At 40.4% G+C, this 19,937-nt stretch carries 18 protein-coding genes and 1 pseudogene; 4 read left to right on the forward strand and 15 right to left on the reverse strand.

The window, feature by feature from the left end:
- The first annotated feature begins 65 nt into the window (after positions 1-65).
- Positions 66-662, forward strand: a complete 597-nt coding sequence (gene clpP, locus ABG082_RS15955; RefSeq protein ID WP_007500118.1) for an ATP-dependent Clp endopeptidase proteolytic subunit ClpP — start codon at positions 66-68, stop codon at positions 660-662.
- A 55-nt stretch (positions 663-717) separates the two neighbouring features.
- Here the strand turns inward: clpP and ABG082_RS15960 are convergent, their stop codons facing one another.
- On the reverse strand, positions 718-1,296 hold the full coding sequence (locus ABG082_RS15960; RefSeq protein WP_017368101.1) for a TIGR00730 family Rossman fold protein: 579 nt from the start codon (positions 1,294-1,296) through the stop codon (positions 718-720).
- A 136-nt stretch (positions 1,297-1,432) separates the two neighbouring features.
- Between ABG082_RS15960 and ABG082_RS15965 the strand changes: the two genes are divergently transcribed.
- Entirely contained in the window at positions 1,433-1,774 is a 342-nt protein-coding gene (locus ABG082_RS15965) for a MazG-like family protein (RefSeq protein WP_017368102.1), read from the forward strand.
- Positions 1,775-1,803: 29 nt separating this feature from the next.
- Here the strand turns inward: ABG082_RS15965 and ABG082_RS15970 are convergent, their stop codons facing one another.
- Positions 1,804-3,426 carry a SulP family inorganic anion transporter gene (locus ABG082_RS15970; protein ID WP_348936260.1) on the reverse strand — a complete coding sequence of 541 codons (1,623 nt, stop codon included), beginning with the start codon at positions 3,424-3,426 and terminating at the stop codon, positions 1,804-1,806.
- A 37-nt stretch (positions 3,427-3,463) separates the two neighbouring features.
- Positions 3,464-4,045 carry a carbonic anhydrase gene (locus ABG082_RS15975; protein ID WP_025208023.1) on the reverse strand — a complete coding sequence of 194 codons (582 nt, stop codon included), beginning with the start codon at positions 4,043-4,045 and terminating at the stop codon, positions 3,464-3,466.
- A gap of 563 nt (positions 4,046-4,608) precedes the next feature.
- On the opposite strand from ABG082_RS15975, the gene ABG082_RS15980 reads away from it, so the two are divergent.
- Both ABG082_RS15980 and ABG082_RS15985 read left to right on the forward strand, forming a co-directional pair.
- Complete coding sequence (locus tag ABG082_RS15980) at positions 4,609-5,586, forward strand: D-glycerate dehydrogenase (RefSeq protein ID WP_240692318.1); 978 nt, start codon at positions 4,609-4,611, stop codon at positions 5,584-5,586.
- Positions 5,587-5,928: 342 nt separating this feature from the next.
- Positions 5,929-6,255: pseudogene (locus ABG082_RS15985) on the forward strand (ribonuclease); the annotation flags it as partial.
- Positions 6,256-6,421: 166 nt separating this feature from the next.
- Here ABG082_RS15985 and ABG082_RS15990 read toward each other — a convergent pair.
- From ABG082_RS15990 to ABG082_RS16045, 12 genes are all read right to left on the reverse strand, one after another.
- Positions 6,422-7,663 (reverse strand): dicarboxylate/amino acid:cation symporter, encoded by a 1,242-nt coding sequence (locus ABG082_RS15990; protein WP_282833381.1) that lies wholly within the window; start codon positions 7,661-7,663, stop codon positions 6,422-6,424.
- Between the two features lie 13 nt (positions 7,664-7,676).
- Positions 7,677-8,987 carry an aminotransferase class V-fold PLP-dependent enzyme gene (locus ABG082_RS15995; RefSeq protein ID WP_268449973.1) on the reverse strand — a complete coding sequence of 437 codons (1,311 nt, stop codon included), beginning with the start codon at positions 8,985-8,987 and terminating at the stop codon, positions 7,677-7,679.
- A gap of 600 nt (positions 8,988-9,587) precedes the next feature.
- Positions 9,588-10,460, reverse strand: a complete 873-nt coding sequence (locus ABG082_RS16000) for a MurR/RpiR family transcriptional regulator (RefSeq protein WP_039963728.1) — start codon at positions 10,458-10,460, stop codon at positions 9,588-9,590.
- Between the two features lie 248 nt (positions 10,461-10,708).
- On the reverse strand, positions 10,709-11,461 hold the full coding sequence (locus tag ABG082_RS16005; protein WP_348936261.1) for an arylamine N-acetyltransferase: 753 nt from the start codon (positions 11,459-11,461) through the stop codon (positions 10,709-10,711).
- Positions 11,462-11,499: 38 nt separating this feature from the next.
- Positions 11,500-11,757: an HPr family phosphocarrier protein gene (locus tag ABG082_RS16010; protein ID WP_008348124.1), complete on the reverse strand. Its 258-nt coding sequence runs from the start codon at positions 11,755-11,757 to the stop codon at positions 11,500-11,502.
- A 26-nt stretch (positions 11,758-11,783) separates the two neighbouring features.
- Positions 11,784-12,734, reverse strand: coding sequence for a DNA-binding protein WhiA (whiA, locus tag ABG082_RS16015; RefSeq protein ID WP_008348125.1), 951 nt, complete (start codon positions 12,732-12,734; stop codon positions 11,784-11,786).
- Between the two features lie 17 nt (positions 12,735-12,751).
- Positions 12,752-13,711 (reverse strand): YvcK family protein, encoded by a 960-nt coding sequence (locus tag ABG082_RS16020; protein ID WP_035389612.1) that lies wholly within the window; start codon positions 13,709-13,711, stop codon positions 12,752-12,754.
- On the reverse strand, positions 13,712-14,599 hold the full coding sequence (gene rapZ, locus ABG082_RS16025) for an RNase adapter RapZ (protein WP_348936828.1): 888 nt from the start codon (positions 14,597-14,599) through the stop codon (positions 13,712-13,714).
- A 39-nt stretch (positions 14,600-14,638) separates the two neighbouring features.
- Positions 14,639-15,103 (reverse strand): 8-oxo-dGTP diphosphatase, encoded by a 465-nt coding sequence (locus ABG082_RS16030; protein WP_008348133.1) that lies wholly within the window; start codon positions 15,101-15,103, stop codon positions 14,639-14,641.
- A 357-nt stretch (positions 15,104-15,460) separates the two neighbouring features.
- A complete protein-coding gene (gene trxB, locus ABG082_RS16035; RefSeq protein WP_024719880.1) occupies positions 15,461-16,411 on the reverse strand; it encodes a thioredoxin-disulfide reductase in 951 nt (316 codons plus the stop codon).
- Positions 16,412-16,645: 234 nt separating this feature from the next.
- Positions 16,646-18,019 carry an NlpC/P60 family protein gene (locus ABG082_RS16040; RefSeq protein ID WP_167403837.1) on the reverse strand — a complete coding sequence of 458 codons (1,374 nt, stop codon included), beginning with the start codon at positions 18,017-18,019 and terminating at the stop codon, positions 16,646-16,648.
- 364 nt (positions 18,020-18,383) lie between these two features.
- Positions 18,384-19,844, reverse strand: coding sequence for a tetratricopeptide repeat protein (locus ABG082_RS16045; RefSeq protein ID WP_348936262.1), 1,461 nt, complete (start codon positions 19,842-19,844; stop codon positions 18,384-18,386).
- Positions 19,845-19,937: the final 93 nt, after the last annotated feature.

A 19,937-nucleotide genomic window follows, 5' to 3' on the forward strand; every position in this document is an offset into this window, starting at 1 on the left:
ACCTTTATTGACCAAAAATGTATCATTGAATTACATACTTACCTAAAAGGTGAAGGAGGAACATTATGAATTTAATACCTACAGTCATTGAGCAAACAAATCGTGGGGAAAGAGCTTACGACATTTATTCTCGTCTTTTAAAAGACCGTATTATCATGCTTGGTTCTGCGATCGATGACAATGTTGCCAACTCCATCGTATCACAGCTTCTCTTCTTAGAAGCCGAGGATCCAGAAAAAGATATCTCTATCTACATTAACAGCCCTGGCGGTTCGATCACAGCTGGTATGGCCATTTATGATACGATGCAATTTATTAAACCAAAGGTATCAACTATTTGTATTGGTATGGCTGCATCTATGGGTGCGTTCCTGCTTGCTGCTGGTGAAAAAGGTAAGCGTTATGCCCTTCCAAATAGTGAAGTGATGATTCACCAACCACTAGGTGGTGCGCAAGGTCAAGCAACAGAAATTGAAATTGCGGCAAAACGAATCCTTTCTTTACGCGATAAACTGAACCAAGTACTTGCTGAACGTACTGGTCAGCCAATTGAAGTCATTGAGCGTGATACAGATCGTGACAACTTCAAAACAGCGGAAGAAGCACTTCAATACGGACTCATTGACAAAGTCTTGACCCGTAATACAGAAGAACAAAAATAATCACAAAACAAACCGTCTGCTCTTTGAACAGACGGTTTTTTGTTATGCATCTATTTTAAGACAGCTCCGTCCATTTCTGCTGAAGAGACGGTGTTTGATAGGAAGCCATCTGTGAAATCAATTCTTCCGGTTCTCCAGAGGCATGTAGCAATTGAAGGTGTGATTCATTCGAAAAACCTTCCTGTACACTAAACTTCACCATGTCTATGAGCGGATTGAAATAGTCATTCACTTGATACAATCCGATTGGCTTTTGATGGATGCCAATTTGCGCCCAGCATAGCACCTCAAATAATTCTTCATATGTACCAAAACCACCTGGCATGGCAATAAACCCATCGGCCAGCTCGCTCATTTTCGCTTTTCGTTCATGCATCCCTTTGACTTCAATGAGTTCAGTGAGCTCTTGATGCACAACTTCTCCTCTAAAAAGCCCTTTTGGCATGACTCCGATCACTTGCCCGCCGTTTTTCAATACCTCATCCGCTATAGCTCCCATTAAGCCAATTCGTGAGCCACCGTATACAAGACGGATTCCTTGCTCTGCCATATAAGCCCCTAGCTCGACAGCTTTTTGTTTGTAGATGTCATTCACACCTGGATTCGAACCAGCAAACACACAAATCGTTTTCATCAAAACAGCTCCATCTCTCTCTATGATTTCTTCACCCACTCATTCTACTATAATTCATTGTAAAGAAACAGCCGCTTCATCTATATATAGTGTAAAATCAGAAGGTGAACACCATATAAGGAGCTGTATAAAGAGAATGCAAACAACTGAAATGGAAAAATGGATCAAAGATTTCTACAAAATGAGAAATTGGACAGAATACGGGCCGTTTATCAGGTTAGGTTTCCTGATGGAAGAAACAGGTGAACTCGCTCGCGCAGTCAGGGCGGTCGAAATTGGACGCGATCGACCTGATGAGAAAACACAGGAGGACGCCGCGTTAAGGAAGGACCTTATTGAAGAAATGGGAGATGTCTTAGGAAATCTACTTGTTCTAGCTGATCTCTATGATGTAACAGTAGAAGAGGTCTTCTCTTCCCATCAACAGAAACTCACACAACGGTTTTCTAGTGAAAAAGAGCAGGTAAAAAGCACGTGACTGACATGTCACGTGCTTTTTTTAGCCCTTTATAGCTGCTGTGGTGAAATATCGTCCGTTCGTTCAAAGAAATGCTGCTTTCCAATGTGATTGAAAAGACCGGTACGATGCAAAAGCTCTTTTGGCTGTGATTGAAGCCCTACAATCATCAATTTTCCATTGTGATGCTTTAAACGATTGGAAATGTTCATCAGAACCGCTTCTGCTGAGGTGTCCATATAATTCACTTTGTTCATAAGCAAAATGAGTGTTTTCGGCTTTGTCTGAACATGATCCAAAATTGAATTTTCCAATGAATCGGTTGTACCGAAAAAGAGTGGCCCTTCAATCGAATACATACTAACCCCTTTCTGATCGGTCTCCCTTTCTAAGGCAGCCGCCGTTTCGATTTGAGGAACAGCGACATTTGTGTGGATATTCGTTGTCTGGCTCATTTTTTTGATAAAGGCGATAAACGCTAAAATGAGACCTGCAGTCACCCCTATAATCAAATCACCGATGACCGTTAGCAGGAAGGTCACGACAAGCACAAGGGAATCCGCATTTTTGACTTTGACAATATTGATAAACTCTTTTTTCTCACTCATATTCCACGCCACAAACATCAAAATCGGTGCCATGGCAGCAAGTGGAATCATCGATGCATATGGTGCAAATAACATTAAGATGAGCAAGACAACGACACCATGCACGACTCCTGAAATGGGGCTTGCTCCACCATTTTTAATGTTTGTTGCCGTACGAGCAATCGCTCCCGTCGCTGGGATCCCTCCGAAAAGCGGTGCCGCCATATTGGCAATTCCTTGCCCGACAAGCTCCTTGTTGCTGTCATGCTTTGAGCCTTTCATATTATCAGCAACCATAGCTGACAAGATGGACTCCACGCCGCCTAAAAGGGCAATGACAATAGCCGGCGGCAGCAGATAAATCATTTTTTCAATCGTCAATTCAGGAAAAGCGAAAGTTGGCAGCTGACGAGGGATTTCGCCATATGCAGAGCCGATGGTTTCAACTTGTCCTTGAAAAAAGAGAACAGCTATAAATGTTGAAACAAGTAGACCTAATAGAGCACCAGGTATTTTGGGAATGTATTTTTGTGCCGCCAAAATCACGATGAGCCCAACAATCGCTGTGAGAATGGCGAAACTGTTTGCGGTACCAAGATGGACCACGATTTCTCTCATATTGAGGAAAAAGCTTTCATGCTTTTCAACACCCTTTAATCCGAGGAAGTTGGCAATCTGTCCTGAAAAAATAATGACAGCAATGCCGGCAGTAAAGCCGATGATAACCGGACGAGGAATAAATTTCATGAGCTTTCCTAGTTTGAATATTCCGAATAATACAAGCATACAGCCTGCCATAAAACCAGCAATGAGTAAGTTTTCAATACCGTACTGACTGACGATCCCGAATAAAATTGGAACAAATGCCCCGGTCGGTCCGCCGATCTGATACTTTGAACCACCAAACAATGAAATCAAAATGCCGGCAACGATGACTGTGTATAATCCGTATTCTGGTCCGACACCAGATGCAATGGCAAAAGCCATGCCTAAAGGAATTGCCACAACGCCCACGACAAGCCCAGCGATTAAATCGCGTCTAAACTTTGATGAATCATAACCTTCAAATCTTCCATAAAAACGCATGGTATGTGTTGGCCTCCTTCAAGTATGTGTAGATGATTTAGGTATACTGTGGGTCGATCTGTTTATCTTTTATAACGACATCCAGCTTTCCTGTTGCCGGATGAATCACTAGTCCATGAACAGCTACATCACTTGGCATGAGCGGGTGCTCTTTGACTAATTTCACACTTTGGGATACGCTCTCTTCCACTGAATCAAAGCCTGTCAGCCAGCCCTTTAAATCGACACCTGCGCTTTTCACAATGCTCAAACACTTTTCCTCAATTCCCCGTGCTTTTGCCTTTTCAAGTAAAGGGTCTGCCGCAAGGCCTGCCATTCCGCATTCATGATGGCCGACAATGCATACTTCCTCTGCTTTCAGCTCATAAATGGCTAGTAAAATACTCCGCATGACACTGCCAAATGGATGTGTGACGATGGCTCCTGCATTTTTAATGATCTTCGCATCACCATTACGAAGCCCCATGGATTGCGGTAATAATTCCAACAGGCGTGTATCCATACAAGTTAATATAACCAATTTCTTCTCAGGAAATTTTCCCGCCTTGAAAGGCTCATACTGTCTCTCTTTCACAAAATCTGCATTGTGCTGAAGAATCTGTTCTAATGTTGATCCCATCCTGTCATCTCCTATCTTTTTTAAGTGATTGTAACGCCTTACCTGGCCTCCTTTTCCCTTGTGTGTTCTCAAGCATAGAGAAGAAAAATGATAGAAAAAAAAGAAAAAAATGAGAAAACGATGAGAGAATATGTAAGCATTTTCTCTATTTTGCTCTTTGTTCCGCTTCAGCACAGGGGATATGCGGCTTTTGCTTACAAACGATAGCTCTCATTTCACCAAAAGACGATGAAAAGGTTTAGTAGAAAATGACCATCCCGTTTAATACACTGCAAATATAATAAATTTTCTATCAAAAAGTCTCGATCTATTTTCCAGTTTGTCAGATTATCTCTCGAAACATCTAGCATTTTTCTATGACTCATCTACTAATCACTCGTTTTTCTACATCGTAAAAAGACATCAGATGGCCATGTCATTTACTCTTTCACTATAAAAATCTCTCCTTTTCCGTTATTTCAGTATATTAAATATTGAGCAGCTCATATTCAAACGTGTACTGCCAAAATGGTTGCTTTATAATAAAAAGAGAAAGATGACCATGTGAAAGGAGCGAGTTGATGATGAAACCACATATTTTTGTCGCCAAACCCTTACCTGCCTCTTTTGAAGACATGCTAAAGGAACATTGTACATACGAGGTATGGCAGTCAAAGGACCCGATCCCAAGAGATCTGTTATTTGAGAAGCTGCAGAAGGCTGATGGCCTTTTAACATCTGGTACGAAAATTGATCAAGATTTATTAGATCACGCACCCCAACTCAAGGTGGTGAGCAATAATTCAGTCGGCTATGACAATTTTGATCTAGAAGCCATGAGACAAAGAGGCGTGATTGGTACGCACACGCCTTATACACTCGATCATACCGTTGCTGATCTTGCCTTTTCGCTCATTCTCTCTTCTGCGAGGAGAATTGCCGAGCTTGATCGTTTTATCCGCAAGGGAAAATGGACAAAATTTGTTCAAGAGGAAGATATATTCGGCATTGATGTCCATCATCAAACGCTTGGGATCATTGGGATGGGACGAATCGGTGAGCAAGTAGCCAAACGAGCCGCTCATGGTTTTGATATGAACGTTCTCTATCACAACCGGAGCCGAAACGAGAAAACCGAATCGGCATATGGCGCTGTATATTGTGCACTGGATGACTTGCTGAAGCAAGCTGATATCATTGTGTTAATCACACCGCTGACTGATGAGACGTACCATATGATAGGAGAGCGGGAATTGAAATTAATGAAGCCGACAGCTTTATTCGTGAACATCTCCCGCGGAAAAACCGTCGATGAGAAAAGCCTCATTCAAGCACTGCAGGAAGGGTGGATTAAAGGAGCTGGTCTGGATGTGTACGAGCAAGAACCGCTTCAGGAAGATCATCCTTTCAAAGAGATGGACAATGTCACACTTGCCCCGCATATCGGTTCCGCTACTGAAACGACAAGAGACCTTATGCTGAAACGAGCCATTCATAATGTGATTCATGGAATTGACGGCAAAGCCCCTGTTGATATTGTGAAGGAGCTTGCCTCATCTTAATTGAAAAAAGGCGCAGGGAACTGCGTCTTTTTGTTTACGTCATCTAGAGACAGTAGGTCAAAAAGCCTCATTTTCACCAATCTCCTGATTCTTTACATTCTCTTTATATGCCGGTGCTATAATATGAGGTAGACAAGCATCAAGAGGACGGCATCCCATTTCCTTTTGAGGAGGATCAAGATGAAAAAAATAAGTTCGATTTTTACTCTGTTCGCTCTGATTGCTGCCATTCTGTTTTCTGGATTTATCCCGCAGCAAGTCCATGCAGAAACACCACTTACACCAACAGCCACAAATGAAACTGCTTCCGTACAGCTTGCACCAGACCTTCGTACCCTTGCCGTCATTAATACCTTTGATGGTGTAGCAGATTACTTAATCCGCTATAAACGACTACCTGATAATTACATCACCAAATCACAAGCGAGCGCCCTCGGATGGGTTTCATCAAAAGGAAATTTAGCTGAAGTCGCGCCGGGCAAAAGCATCGGTGGAGACGTATTCTCTAATCGGGAGGGACGCCTTCCATCAGCTAGTGGCCGTACATGGCGTGAAGCCGATATCAACTACGTCTCCGGTTTCCGTAATGCTGACCGCCTAGTATACTCAAGTGACTGGCTCATTTATAAAACAACCGATCACTATGCGACATTTACGCGGATTCGTTAATCAATGAAAAAGACAGCCCTTTGATGAGCTGTCTTTTTTATCATGTTTGCTTGCGGGCTGCAAACGTTGTGTCAATTGATATTGCTACATGAGATTTATCACTAGGCAATCATGTTATTCAAAATAGACAGAATATTAAGTTAATTATATCTTTACATCCACTCTTTTAATATTTTATATCGTTTATTTTATTCACATTTAGTTGTTCATCTTCAATCATATTTTCACTACGCGCAATACACAGTGTACTGACTACGTCACCTGTCACGTTAAGTGAGGTGTGTCCCATATCGATGATTCTATAGATCCCAGCAATCATTCCAACTATCTCCATAGGGAGTCCTAATGTAGTTAACAGCATAATGGTCATAACGATACCACCTCCAGGAATGCCGGGCGATCCAACTGATATTAAAGTTGTCATGAATATGACTAGTAATTGCTGGCTAATTGGCATGTCAATCCCATATATTTGCGATACAAATATGATGGCAGCAGAGTAATACACAACGGCACCATTCATGTTCATCGTTGCTCCAATAGGAAGGGTAAATTGTGCTAGTTCCTCTTTCACCTTAAAATCTTCTTTCGTCACAGAAATAGTAACAGGTAAAGTTCCAGAACTGCTTGTCGTACTCGCAGTCACTACCCAAATTTTACCGATTGACTTAAAGAACTTGGATAAGGGAATTTTCGCTATGAATTTTAACATAAACAAGTACATCAAAATGATGACAGAAATCAAACCTATATAATCAACTAAAATAAATTTGCCCAAAGGCCCAAATATTTTCAAACCGTATTCCCCAATCGTACAAGCCATTAAAGCAGCCACACCTATAGGTGAAAATGCCATGATGATTCCTGTCATTTTATACATTACCTGTGTACCTTCTTCAAAAAAATGTCTAAGGGTGACTGATTTATTTCCTACTAAAACGATGGATATCCCCAAGAAAATAGAAAAGATGATAATTTGCATGAGATTTCCTTCTGCTAGAGCCTGAACAGGATTTGATGGAAATAGACCTAATATCGTCTCTCCAAAAGTAGGAATATTGGCAGCTTTATATTCAGACGATGTCTTGATACTATCAATATCGATTCCATTCCCCGGTTTAAATATATGCGCAACCAAAAGACCGATTCCACCTGCTATTAAAGTCGTTCCAATATAATAAATCAACGTCTTTGTTCCGATTTTCTTTAATTTTTGAACATCACCAATACTAAAGATTCCAGAAGTGATGGAGAAAAAAATGAGCGGAACCACGATCATTTTAATGAGTGTTAAGAATATATCCCCAATAGGTTTAATGATTAATATTTTTTCTTTAAAGATTAAACCTAGCAATATACCGATGACAAACCCAATAAATACTTTTGTACCGAGACCTAATTTCTTCATTAGTAGTTCCCCCCTAGTTGATGAGTTTGCTCATTCTCTTCGTTTCAGATAACTCTTTTGTTACACATAAAAATTGATCGATGTCCTCTTCTGTATGACAATGGAACGGTGAAACCCTTATCGCACCAGTTAATCCAATGGCTTCGAGTATACGTTTTGAGTAGACACTAGTATTCACTCGTTCATAAACGGTAATGCCTCGATCTTGATAATCCTTTCTCAGTTGTTCATCATCTATCCCCTGAATTCCCATTGCAACGATAAGATCTCTTTTCGTTAAATCAGGGTCATCCGCAAAAACTTTTACGTTCTCCATGTATCTCAATCCCTCGATCTTATCACTGCCTTCAAGAAGTCTATGGAGGAGTGCTCTTTCGTGAAGAACTATTTTTTTCATACCCTTTAGATACTTCTCTCTTCTAGACATTTCTCCAATACTGTCGTACGAACCCAGCCAGCATACATAGTCTATAACAGCTGACATAGATGCAAATAGCGAAGGTGTTGGTGAACCAAGTTCCCATTCACGATCATCCTTTGCTATTAATTTTTGATGTGGAAGTTTCGATAATCTGTCTGAAACATAGGCGAATCCAATACCTCTTGACGCCATAAATTTATATGGTGCAAAGTTTGCTCCATCTATACCAAGCTTTTCTACATGAAGAGTCCCATGCGGCATATGCTGGACTGCATCAACAATAATATATAAATCTGGTTTTTTCTTTCTAGCAGCTTTTATCATTCCTTCAAGATCCATGATATTTCCCGAAATATTACTGGAAGCAATGACGCTTAACAAAATCGTATTCTCGTCAATTTTATCAGCGATCGCTTCGGGATCAACAAAGCCTGTATTCACATTTGCTTGAGCAACTCTAAATTCTTTATTGTTCTTTTGACAGTAAAATTCTAATGAATCATACGCAGAAGGATGTTCAATATTAGTCGTGACGGCATTCGTTCCCTCAACATTCTCAATAATAGTTGATACCATTTTAAACATGGCTTGAGAAGCTGTTAAATCTGTTATTAAAGAACCAGTCTCCGCTCCGAACATGACACTCAATACATCATTCTTACATTTGTCCATCATATCATTCAGATCTGTTGCTCTTTGATGGTACCTTTCTGGACAATCCGGTAACAAATCAATCTTTTCTTTCACCTTGATGGCTTCCTTTAACCTTAAAGAGCCTCCTGAATTATCAAAAAAAAGTCTTTCCCCATAGTCTGGGTCAAAGGATAGAAACGAAAATTTTTCACGTAATTCCTTTAATAGCTGCTGATCCATTAATTTCCCTACTTTATAATCATTCAACATACTTCCTCCTCTACAACACAGAAAATGTTTTTTAAAATTCTTTAAAATAATATAAATGAATAAATTTCTTCAATATTATGATGATATAAGCTTCTTTTTCTGTCAGTTATCTTGTTAAAAAACATGACGGGATTTTTTCACACTAAATATTTCTTCCAAATCACTTGAATTAATACACTTTATAGAAATCATCGTGAAGAACCAGCCACACAAGCAAGCGTTTTCATTTATTCTTTTTTTAAAAAATATGAAGAATTTATTTCATTTTGATTTTATCATATACATTTTGTTTATAACAATATTTTTTTGAAATTTTCAAAAAATATTAGTTTATCATTTCCTAGTCCTGTTCCATTTTTTATCTTCTCAACACATGCACAGTTTCTCAAAATTTCTCCATTAGTCATTTAAAGTAAACAAACAATAACCCACCAATTAGAAAAACTGGTGGGTCGTTTTTTCTTAAACTTAAGTCCCGTTCTGTGCGAATTTACTTTATTGGAGTCATACATGATTGTAGTAATACAAGCTTGACCTCCCTTAAAGAATTCAAATACACCTGCAAAGGTCAGATCATATTTATATCAACTATACTTTTTATTAATACATACCAAACTGGCTAATATGTTTATTAATTCTTTCTAATTTTTCCTCACTATGAGCGACTGTCGCTCGACTGACATGTGTACATATTAACTCAGCTAAAAATAATACAGGTGTGTAAGAATTGAAGAATGCATTACTATCCACTGAAACTAAAAGTAGGACATCAGCAAAATGTGCTATAGGTGCTGTGGCTTTATCAGTAATGATGACAACTTTCGCATTGATTTCTTTTGCCATTTTGGCTGCTGCAAAGTCTACTTCAGAGTATCTTGGGAATGAAAAAATAAGGACACAATCATCCTGACTACATGAAGCTAAGGAATCAAATGGAGTAAACGATTGTTGACTATTAATCACTACATGATCAATGATCTGATTTAGGAAAACTCCCATTATTTCTGTTAAACCAGTTCTAGCTCTACTGCCTAAAATATAAACTCTTCTAGCGTCAATGATATAATTGATTGCCTTGTTAAACTCTTCAGATGAATTTTTCTCTGAAATAGAATATATATTTTTTTCAAGAATTTTTAAATTGTCATTCAGTAAATCTGACTGTATCACTTTATCATAACTTAATTTTAATCTTTCAGAGGGAATGGTCACATCATCAGAAATGGCTAAGCTTTTGTCATAGTACTGTTCTCTAAGATATTTTTGAAAGTCACTATATCCAGAAAAGCCTAACTTTTTCGGGAATCGAACAACTGTAGCATTACTCACTTTTAATCTATGAGCTAGTTCTATTGAAGTGACAAGACATGCTTCTCTTACATTATTTAAAATGTATTCCGCTATTTCTTCTTCCTTTTTTGTTAGTTTCGTGTTGCTTATCATTGTTTTCAACGATTTTTGCGATACATCCATTTGGCATCCCTCCATGTTCACTTATATTGATTCATTATATTAGGGGAATAGAATGATGAAAAGCACTTGATAAAGTACGATACTAACCCCGGCCTTTTTGACAGCAATTATGAGCGGTGAGTCATACGCCTAAAGGGGGATGAGCGATTCAGCTAGGCAAGCCGGGGTGCACATTTAACATTCGTGAGTGCGACAGTGGATGCAAGAGTTTGTCTATCCGCAAAGACAGCCGTTCAAGCAGACTGTCTCTATGATTTAGGCGCAAGATGTGTTTGTACATATACTTCAAAAGGTTGAGGAAGCAAGTTTTTCGATACTTCTTCCTGTTCATGTATCGTGACATGATCCTCTGTCACGATCACACGACCTGTTTGTGTCAGTTTGGATGCAAGCGGTCTTTTGTTAAAAGGAGAGGCTTCATTTTCATAAATCTCATGCCTCAATTGCACGAGTGTATCTTCACCGACTTCTTTTAATGTGAAAGCATAACCTGTTTCAGCACCCGCTCCCCTATCCAATTGGAGTAGATGGGTTCCTTTTTCTGTTTCCTCTGCGTTCACTCGAAAACGAAGGGACGGTGCTTCCACCCATTCACCTGTAAAAGGGACGGGCTGAAGGGGTAAATTCACACCAAATCCTGCATCAATGAGGTAGCGCTCATGATGATGTTGAAGGACGATGGCTACATGCGTCCCATCCAGTGCCCACTTCTCCGCTTCTTTGTTATATACGGTCCCTTGAACGAGCTGTACAGCGAGACCTGCCTCTTTTAAGACATAATATAAGAGCGGATTGAGGTCATAGCAAAGCCCACCTCTGCTGCCTTCCAGAAGATGATGCTTCAAACCTTCTTGATCCAAAGCATAGGCGTGTTTACCCACCACAGATCTATTTTCAAAAGGAAAGGTATAAGCCATCTTCCTTAGTAAATCAGGCAATTGATCAAAGGTAATGGACACGGCTTCGTATCCAATTTTCTGTAAAAAGGCTGATTGAATCACAACTTTCCCTCCTAAAAAAACTGAGCCCTTGAAGAGACTCAGTTTTCTTGATTGATAAAATCCGTTAACGCATCGATGGCTTCTTGTTCATCTGCTCCATCAGCTATTAGTTTGACGGTGACCCCAGAGCTGATCGCAAGACTCATCAGTCCCATAATACTCTTCGCATTGACCTTTTTCCCATCTTTCTCTAGAAAAATATCAGCACCAAAACGATTGGCTTCTTGAACGAACAAAGCAGCCGGACGTGCCTGCAAACCCGTTTTCAGCTGAATTGTGACCGTTTTTTCCACCATATGATCTGCCTCCCTTTTTTATTTCCCTATTTGAGTGTAACAGCTTGTCCGTTTCTTAATTGTTCTGCAATTTGATCTAGCTTTCTTAAACGGTGATTAATGCCTGATTTGCTGATCTTGCCGCTTTCCACCATTTCGCCAAGTTCCTTTAGTGTGACTTCTTGGTAGTCAATACGCAGTTGCGCAATTTCACGCAGCTTATCTGGCAGGGCGTCTAGTCCAATCTTTTCGTCAATGAATTGAATATTTTCAACCTGGCGCAGTGAGGCACCGATCGTTTTATTCAAGTTTGCTGTTTCACAATTGACGAGCCGGTTCACAGAATTCCTCATATCTCGGACGATGCGCACGTCTTCAAAACGAAGCAATGAGTTATGAGCACCCACAACACTTAAGAATTCCGTAATTTTCTCCGCTTCCTTCATGTATGTGATAAAGCCTTTTTTGCGTTCAAGGGTTTTACTGTTAAGGTGGAATTGATTCATGAGCTCACAAAGGGCATCATTATGTTCTTTGTATAGTGAAAAAATCTCAAGGTGATACGAAGAGGTTTCTGGGTTATTCACAGAACCTCCTGCTAAAAAAGCACCTCTCATATAGGAACGCTTGCAGCATCTTTTCTTCACAAGTTCTTCTGAAATGTTGCGTTCAAATACAAATTGTTCACCTAATATCTTCAGGTCCTCTAAAATGGTTTTCGCTCGTTCTACCAGTCTGACAATATACACATTATTCTTTTTTAATCTCATTTTTTTACGAACGAGCAGCTCGACGGTCACATCGTATTTCTTTTTCAAAAGGGTATAAATACGTCTTGCAATGGCTGCGTTCTCTGTCTGTATATCTAAAATCAATTTTCGATTAGAAAAAGATAATGAACCGTTCATACGGATGAGGGCAGAAAGCTCTGCTTTTGTGCAGCAGTCCTTCACTTCCAGATTAGTCAGCTCTTTTTTTGTTTCGGATGCAAATGACATCCTTGCCACCCCCATTCCTATTTTTTCTGATGCAGCAAATCGACGAGCAGCGAAGCTACTTTCAGCGTATCATGACGAATCACATGCTGGTCATATGTAATAATTTCCCCTGGGATGACTTCTAGTCCCATGGCTTTGAGTACATCTGTGTCGAATTGTACAGGCTGCGCCTGTTCTTCTGCATATTTTGCTTTGATTTCTTCTGGAATTTCTTTATTGTTCACAAATATCGTATCGATAAATGGTCGGTCCATATGATCGTTTAGTGCCTGCACATGATCAGCTGCACTGTAGGAAAGCGTTTCCCCCGGCTGTGTCATGACATTGCAAATATAGACTTTTTTCGCCTTAGATCGAATCACTTCTTCTCCAATATGCGGTACAAGCAGGTTGGGCAAAATACTGGTATACAAGCTGCCAGGTCCAATAACGATTAAATCAGCCTCTCGAATGACTTGAATGGATTCTGGGAGCGGCTCAATCGTATCGGGTGTAAGAAAGACTCGTTTAATCCTTTCACCGTAGGTCGGGATCTTTGATTCCCCTGTCACCACTTGCCCGTTTTCTAATTCCGCATGAAGAACAACACTTGAATTCGCTGCTGGCAATACTTTTCCTCTCACATTTAAGACCTTGCTCATTTCTGTGACGGCATGAAAAAAATCACCGGTTATATTCGTCATAGCCGCAAGAATGAGGTTGCCGAGAGAGTGGCCTGTTAAGTCATTCCCTTTGTTAAAACGGTGCTGAAATAAATCTTCTACAAGCGGTTCGACATCAGAGAGTGCCGCAAGTACATTTCGAATATCGCCTGGAGGCGGAATATTCAAATCATGTCGCAGTCTGCCTGAGCTGCCTCCATCATCAGCTACCGTCACAATAGCGGTAATATCCACTGGCTTTGTTTTTAGCCCTCTGAGCAAAACAGATAAGCCAGTGCCCCCGCCAAGAATGACCACCTTTGGAAGTGTCGTCATCTATTTTCTGCTTCTCTTTTCAATGTCCCGGTGAGTGACATGAGTATAGTAGTCATTTTTAAAATACTCCGATAAGTAGTTCGCTAGCGTCACTGATCGGTGCTGTCCGCCTGTACAGCCAATAGCGATCACCAGCTGACTTTTCCCTTCTCGTTTATAGGACGGAAGCATAAAGCTGAGAAGGTCAATTAGTTTCTCTGTGAATTTTTGTGTCTCGCTCCATTTCATTACATAGGAGCGCACTTCTTCATCGTTTCCGGTCTGTGGACGCATACTCTCAATATAGTAAGGATTCGGCAGAAATCTCACATCAAATACAAGATCAGCATCAATTGGCAGGCCGTATTTAAAGCCAAATGACATCACATTCACTGTAAACACTTGCCCCTGATTCGTAGCAAAGTGAGTGACAATCTTTTCGCGAAGCTGTTTCGGTTTCAAATCCGATGTATCAAAAATCATTTGAGATCGGCCTTTTAACTCCTCTAACAGCTCGCGCTCCATTGCAATCCCTTCAAGCGGCAAACCTGTTGTCGCAAGGGGATGAGAACGTCTCGTTTCTTTATATCTTGAGACAAGCACCTTATCGTTTGCATCTAAAAATAGAATCCTTGGTGTGATCCAGCCGATATCACTCATCTCATCTAAGGCAGCAATTAAGCTATCAAAAAATTCACGGCCTCGCAAATCCATCACAAGGGCCACCTTGCTCATCTTCGAATTCGAATCCTTCATAAGCTCTAGAAACTTCGGTAAAAGTGATGGCGGTAAGTTATCCACACAAAAGTAACCTAAGTCTTCAAAGCTTTGGATGGCAACGGTTTTCCCCGCACCTGACATCCCTGTAATAATCACAAGCTGAATATCATCTTGTTTGTGCGTATTCATGCCTGCTCCCTCTCCTTCTTTATGAAAACGGTTCATTTATTAGTCTCCTTGAGGATCTAATCGATAAGCAATCAGCTCAAAATCTGGTGTATACGTAAAAGTGCCGTGGAGAAGTCCTTTCCCTTTCAACATGAAGTCAAGAATATGAGAATCTCCTGGAGCCATCGGCAAGCTGGGCACATCTTTTACATCATGCCATTTTAAAATGCCTTCCTCCGACTCTGATACGTTTTTTCCTGTAAAGGAATCTGCCATAAAGGTGAACATCATCCACTCTTGAACGATTTGATCGCCTTCTTTTATGATAAAGGTAAACACGCCTTTTAGCTGCGGATTTAAAATATAAATGCCTGTTTCTTCTCTAAATTCTCGAACGACTGAATCCTTGACCGATTCTCCGCTCTCCATTTTGCCGCCAGGTGCTACCCACCAGCCTCGTCTTGGCTTTTGCAGCAAGAGAACTTGATCTTCGTGATGCAGCACACAATTGGTTACTCGTTGCATCAGCTGTCACCTACTCTTTTATGTCTTTTTCTTATTATACAGGTTCATCATGACTCCCACAATGAACATGCCCGTTCTTCACTGAAAACAGACAGGTTTTCGTATGAATATGGTGACGGGCACTTTCTCTATTCTTTATTTTACAACATCTAACGGTTCTCCATGCGTCATTTGTGAACATCTCGTGAATTTCTGATTTTAAGCAAAAAAAAGGACACGGATTCACATCCGTGCCAAACATGTATTCCTTATAAAAGGGGGTCAATTACTAGTTTCATCATAACGGATAATTATTTCACCCGTGTTACATTCCAGTTAAAAGCCCGTGACGCAATATTAAGGATTTACGACAGCTGTTTATTTCATTGCTTTTAGCTTTTCAGCAAGCTCTTCTACATAATGCTGTGCACTCTGTGCTGCAATACTTCCATCACCTGTTGCTGTGACGATTTGACGAAGGGTTTTTTCACGAATGTCGCCAGCTGCGAAGATTCCTTCAACTTTTGTTTCCATTCTTTCGTTTGTCTCGATGTAGCCCTCTGCATTTGTAATCCCTAGATTTTCAAATGGTTTAGACAGCGGCAGCATACCGATGTAGATAAAGACGCCGTCTGTTTTGAAGTCTTCTTCCTCACCTGTCACGGTATCAATTAATGTCACACTGCCGACTTTCCCGTTTTCTTCATTGATTTCTTTAACGGTTTTGTTCCACATAAAGTCGATTTTTTCATTATCAAATGCACGTGCTTGTAAGATGCTTTGGGCACGCAGTTTGTCGCGTCTATGGACAATTGTGACTTTAGACGCAAAGCGAGTGAGGTAAACACCCTCTTCTACTGCTGAGTCTCCTCCGCCAATCACGACAAGCTCTTTGTTTTTAAAGAAGGCACCGTCACATACAGCGCAGTATGATACGCCGCGGCCGCCAAGTTCTTTTTCGCCTGGTGCACCGATTTTTTTGTATTCAGCACCTGCCGCAATAATGACAGAGCGTCCTTTGTATTCTTTTGAACCAGCTTTGACGATTTTGTACTCTTCACCATCTACAATTTCTTTAATATCGCCATACGCATACTCGGCACCGAATTTCTTTGCATGCTCAAACATTTTATTTGAAAGTTCCGGCCCTAAGATGCTTTCAAAGCCCGGATAGTTCTCGACATCTTCCGTATTCGCCATTTGGCCGCCTGGAATTCCTCTTTCAATCATCAGTGTTGAAAGATTTCCCCGTGATGTATAAACAGCGGCTGTCATTCCGGCAGGACCCGCTCCAATGATGATCGTATCGTAGATTTTTTCTTCTGACACAACTGTCACTCCCTCTTCAATTGCTGCTAGCATTTCTTATTAGAATGCCCTTGGGTGATGCTTCCATTCATGACAGAGAGCATCATTTCCACTCTTAGCTTTTATTCCTTACCCATATCCTATTAAATCTGCGGATAATAAGCGAATCATTTGCTCATATCTTCAAAAAAAGAAAAAGCTTCCTTAAACTGCTGTTTAAGGAAGCCTGTTTACGGTTATATAGTAAGTAATGATTTATTCAACGACTCTTCTTACAACGCCATTGAATGCTTTTTTCCAGTAAACGTTGCTCATAGAGTCAACTGAAACACCGCGAGAGCTGTTATCGTTCAAGAATGTACCGTTTCCTAAGTAAATACCAACATGTCCATTTACTTTATACGTATCAAAGAACACAAGGTCTCCGCGTTTCATGTCAGATGCACTTACAGCTCTTCCTTTACCTACAAGCGTATCTGTTGTTGTACCGCCAACTGGTCCAAGGTTGATGCCTGCTGATGCAAATGCCCAGCGAACGAATGAAGAACAGTCAAAACGACGTGCGTCAATATCGGCTTGTGATCTGCCGCCGCCCCATTTATATGGAGATTGTCCTACAATGGTAGAACCTGTGCTGATCGCACCTTCGATTCCGCCTACGTTATTGCTGACAGGTGATCCACCGCCAGAAGATGGCTTCTTGCTCGGTGAACTGCTGCTATTGTTATTTGAAGATCCACTGTTATTTGAAGAAGAACCGCTGTCGTTATTAGAGCTGTTGTCTTCAGCTTGAACAGCTGCTTGACGCTGCTGTTGTCTTTGTGCTTTTTCTTCTTTTGCTTTTTGAGCAGCTTCTCTTGCTTCTTTTTCAGCTTGTTTTTGAGCAGCGATTGTTGCGTCTTTTTCAGATGCAATGCTGTTTGCCTCAGTGTTTAACTCGCTGATTTGAGAAGAAGCACTTCCTTTTTGCTTTTTCACTTGCTTGAATAGCTTGTCTTTCTCATCAAGCTGTTTATTTAAGTCAGTTTGAAGTGTTTCAAGCTTTGCAAGCGTCTTTTGAACATCTTCAAGCTTTGTGTTTAATTCGTTTTCAGACTTTTGTAATTCCGCTTTGTCTCTTTCTTGTTCTTTAATGATTTCGCTGTCTGCGTTGATTAATGTAGATACAGCACCTGCACGGCTGATGAAATCGCTAAAGCTTTTTGCTCCTAGTAATACATCTATGTATTTCGTAGAACCACCGCTTTCTTGAAGCGCACGTACACGCTTTTTCAAGAATTCGTTTCTTTCTTCGATACGTTTTTCTGTATCAGCAATTTCTTTTTTCAGTGCCTTGATTTCTTTTTTTGTTTTTTCGTTTTCTTTTTGTTTTTCTTCGATTTGATCACTTGTTTTTAAAGCTTTTTCGTCAATTTCTTTTAGCTTTAGCGCAAGTGCCTCTTGTTTTGCCTCAAGCTTTGAAAGCTCTTCTTTTTTCTTTTGAAGATTCTTGTTTACCTCTGACTGCTTGCTGTCTAGTTCTTGTTTCTTTTGTTCAAAGTTCTGTGCATTTGCTTCATGAGTAAATGGAATAAATAAACCGCTCGCTCCAATCACCGAAGCTAAACCGAAAGTAATAAACTTTTTCACGTATAGTTCCTCCTTTGACAATTTCCCAAGCGACATGAGAAAGCAGCAAATTCTCTGCGACCAATCTGTGCTTCCTGTGTCTTTCTTCCTGATGAATCAGTCAGATGTTGACCAGATTGTTTCTATCACTAGGTGTTGCATTATGTATAGTAAAATATTTAAATATATGTCTTTGTTTTAATCCACGAGTTTCATTATACATGACACATCGACAAAATGAGCTAATATTTTTATTACATTTATGTTTCAAATAGATGTCGAGATTGTCATACTTCGCCAAATCCTAGCAAATCCCACCTTTTTATCCAAGAAAAAAGCATGACCTTTTCGGCCATGCTGCTGTAATCTGAATCTATTTACCTATTCAAACCATGAACGCACAAATAACATTCTCATATTTTGACAGCGTTTGAACGCTGATCTGAAAAGAAGCTGCGATCTCTTTTTTGCTGACAGCTGATTCTTCTTGTTCATTCATCCATAGATAATAAGAAGCTGCTGCCCATGCGCTGGCATTGTTCTTCTCTACGCCTGAAGCGCGTGCTTGCTGAATAATATGGAATAACCAAAAATATGGCATGTGGCTATCAGGCTGCACAGCTTCTTCCAAAGCAGATGCCGCCTGTTTTGCGAAGACCGCATCTTCTGAAAACGATCGTTCTTCCATTTGATCTTCAAATAAAAGTAACTCAATAAACTGCTGTTCAAAGGCCGTTTTCGCAGCGCGGGAATCAAGAACAGATTGCAAGACGTCACGTTCACCTTTTTGTTTGCTGACATAGTAGGCAGTGAGTCGTTCCTCAATTGAAACCATTGGCTCAGACTCCTCTGGTTTGTCTTGCCACGGCTTGATTTCATCTGCATCAATATCTTCTTCCACCATCTTATCCCAGACGGTTTGCGCCAGCGTTTTGTGACCCGTATAATAGGCCGCACTTGCTAGCCAGTATAAAAACGTACTATCGCCTTGGAAACCTGTTTTATACAAAGAATAAAGCCATTTAAATGCCCATTCAAATTCTCCAACAAGGGCAAATGTCGCGCCAAGCTTATAACGCTGTTCACTTAATATTGGATACACGTGCGTTAATTGCTTCGCTAACAGATTGACCTTTTCTTCTTCTTTTTCATAATGATAGAAAACAAGCTGATTACAAAGGGCATGCAGATTACCGGGATTTTCATGAAGGACCCGGTTCAACATTTCTTTTGCCTGATCGATTTGTCCAGAATAAAAATAGGCCAAAGCGAGATTATTATACGCTGACCAAAACTCTGGATACTCAACAATCATCTGTTCCAGCATCTCGATTGCTTCATCCAGCCTGCCGCTTTCTAGCAAATGGTTGGCTTGATCCTGCTTTACAATCAGATCATCCTGATCATAAGGAAAATCTTCATCAACATCGTCACTCATATCAAGCAGATCGAGGAGATCGTCATTTTCATCTGCAAATTCCCCGTCTTCTTCCAGCGCAGCATAAGCAGTGGCGCATCTATATGCCTCTTGAAACAAACCGAGATTCGCATAATTATTGGCTTTAAAGTAGTGACACTCTGACATATTCTCATCCAAGTGTTCAAGGATAAAATCAAGCAGTTCATTTGATTGTTGGTAATGACCCATTTCAGTATAAATAATGGCAAGCTGCGACAGCATTTCTACATTTTCAGGCTCAAGTACGATGGCCCGCTGTATCAGCTTACTTGCCCTAGACAGATTTCTTTCTCTATATGCTTTTAGACCTTTATGAAAAAAGTAATGCCCATCTTGGAATAGCTGGACGACTTGTGTGTGATTATTTTGAGAAGTGTATTTACTCACCGATACCCTCCATTTCGAACAGTGTACCGTGTGTAGTATAACATACTTCATGAGTCGTCACATAGAACAAAAGGAAAGGAAGGATTTGTTTTT

Origin of the sequence: Bacillus sp. BS1807G30, assembly GCF_040047675.1 — a bacterium.
GTDB classification, from domain to species: domain Bacteria; phylum Bacillota; class Bacilli; order Bacillales; family Bacillaceae; genus Bacillus; species Bacillus altitudinis.

What these genes read in the sequence shown, in the direction of transcription:
- clpP (WP_007500118.1), top strand. Translation starts at nt 66, where the DNA reads ATGAATTTAATACCTACAGTCATTGAGCAAACAAATCGTGGGGAAAGA.
- ABG082_RS15960 (WP_017368101.1), bottom strand. Translation starts at nt 1,296, where the DNA reads ATGAAAACGATTTGTGTGTTTGCTGGTTCGAATCCAGGTGTGAATGAC.
- ABG082_RS15965 (WP_017368102.1), top strand. Translation starts at nt 1,433, where the DNA reads ATGCAAACAACTGAAATGGAAAAATGGATCAAAGATTTCTACAAAATG.
- ABG082_RS15970 (WP_348936260.1), bottom strand. Translation starts at nt 3,426, where the DNA reads ATGCGTTTTTATGGAAGATTTGAAGGTTATGATTCATCAAAGTTTAGA.
- ABG082_RS15975 (WP_025208023.1), bottom strand. Translation starts at nt 4,045, where the DNA reads ATGGGATCAACATTAGAACAGATTCTTCAGCACAATGCAGATTTTGTG.
- ABG082_RS15980 (WP_240692318.1), top strand. Translation starts at nt 4,609, where the DNA reads ATGAAACCACATATTTTTGTCGCCAAACCCTTACCTGCCTCTTTTGAA.
- ABG082_RS15990 (WP_282833381.1), bottom strand. Translation starts at nt 7,663, where the DNA reads ATGAAGAAATTAGGTCTCGGTACAAAAGTATTTATTGGGTTTGTCATC.
- ABG082_RS15995 (WP_268449973.1), bottom strand. Translation starts at nt 8,987, where the DNA reads ATGTTGAATGATTATAAAGTAGGGAAATTAATGGATCAGCAGCTATTA.
- ABG082_RS16000 (WP_039963728.1), bottom strand. Translation starts at nt 10,460, where the DNA reads ATGGATGTATCGCAAAAATCGTTGAAAACAATGATAAGCAACACGAAA.
- ABG082_RS16010 (WP_008348124.1), bottom strand. Translation starts at nt 11,757, where the DNA reads ATGGTGGAAAAAACGGTCACAATTCAGCTGAAAACGGGTTTGCAGGCA.
- whiA (WP_008348125.1), bottom strand. Translation starts at nt 12,734, where the DNA reads ATGTCATTTGCATCCGAAACAAAAAAAGAGCTGACTAATCTGGAAGTG.
- ABG082_RS16020 (WP_035389612.1), bottom strand. Translation starts at nt 13,711, where the DNA reads ATGACGACACTTCCAAAGGTGGTCATTCTTGGCGGGGGCACTGGCTTA.
- rapZ (WP_348936828.1), bottom strand. Translation starts at nt 14,599, where the DNA reads ATGAATACGCACAAACAAGATGATATTCAGCTTGTGATTATTACAGGG.
- ABG082_RS16030 (WP_008348133.1), bottom strand. Translation starts at nt 15,103, where the DNA reads ATGCAACGAGTAACCAATTGTGTGCTGCATCACGAAGATCAAGTTCTC.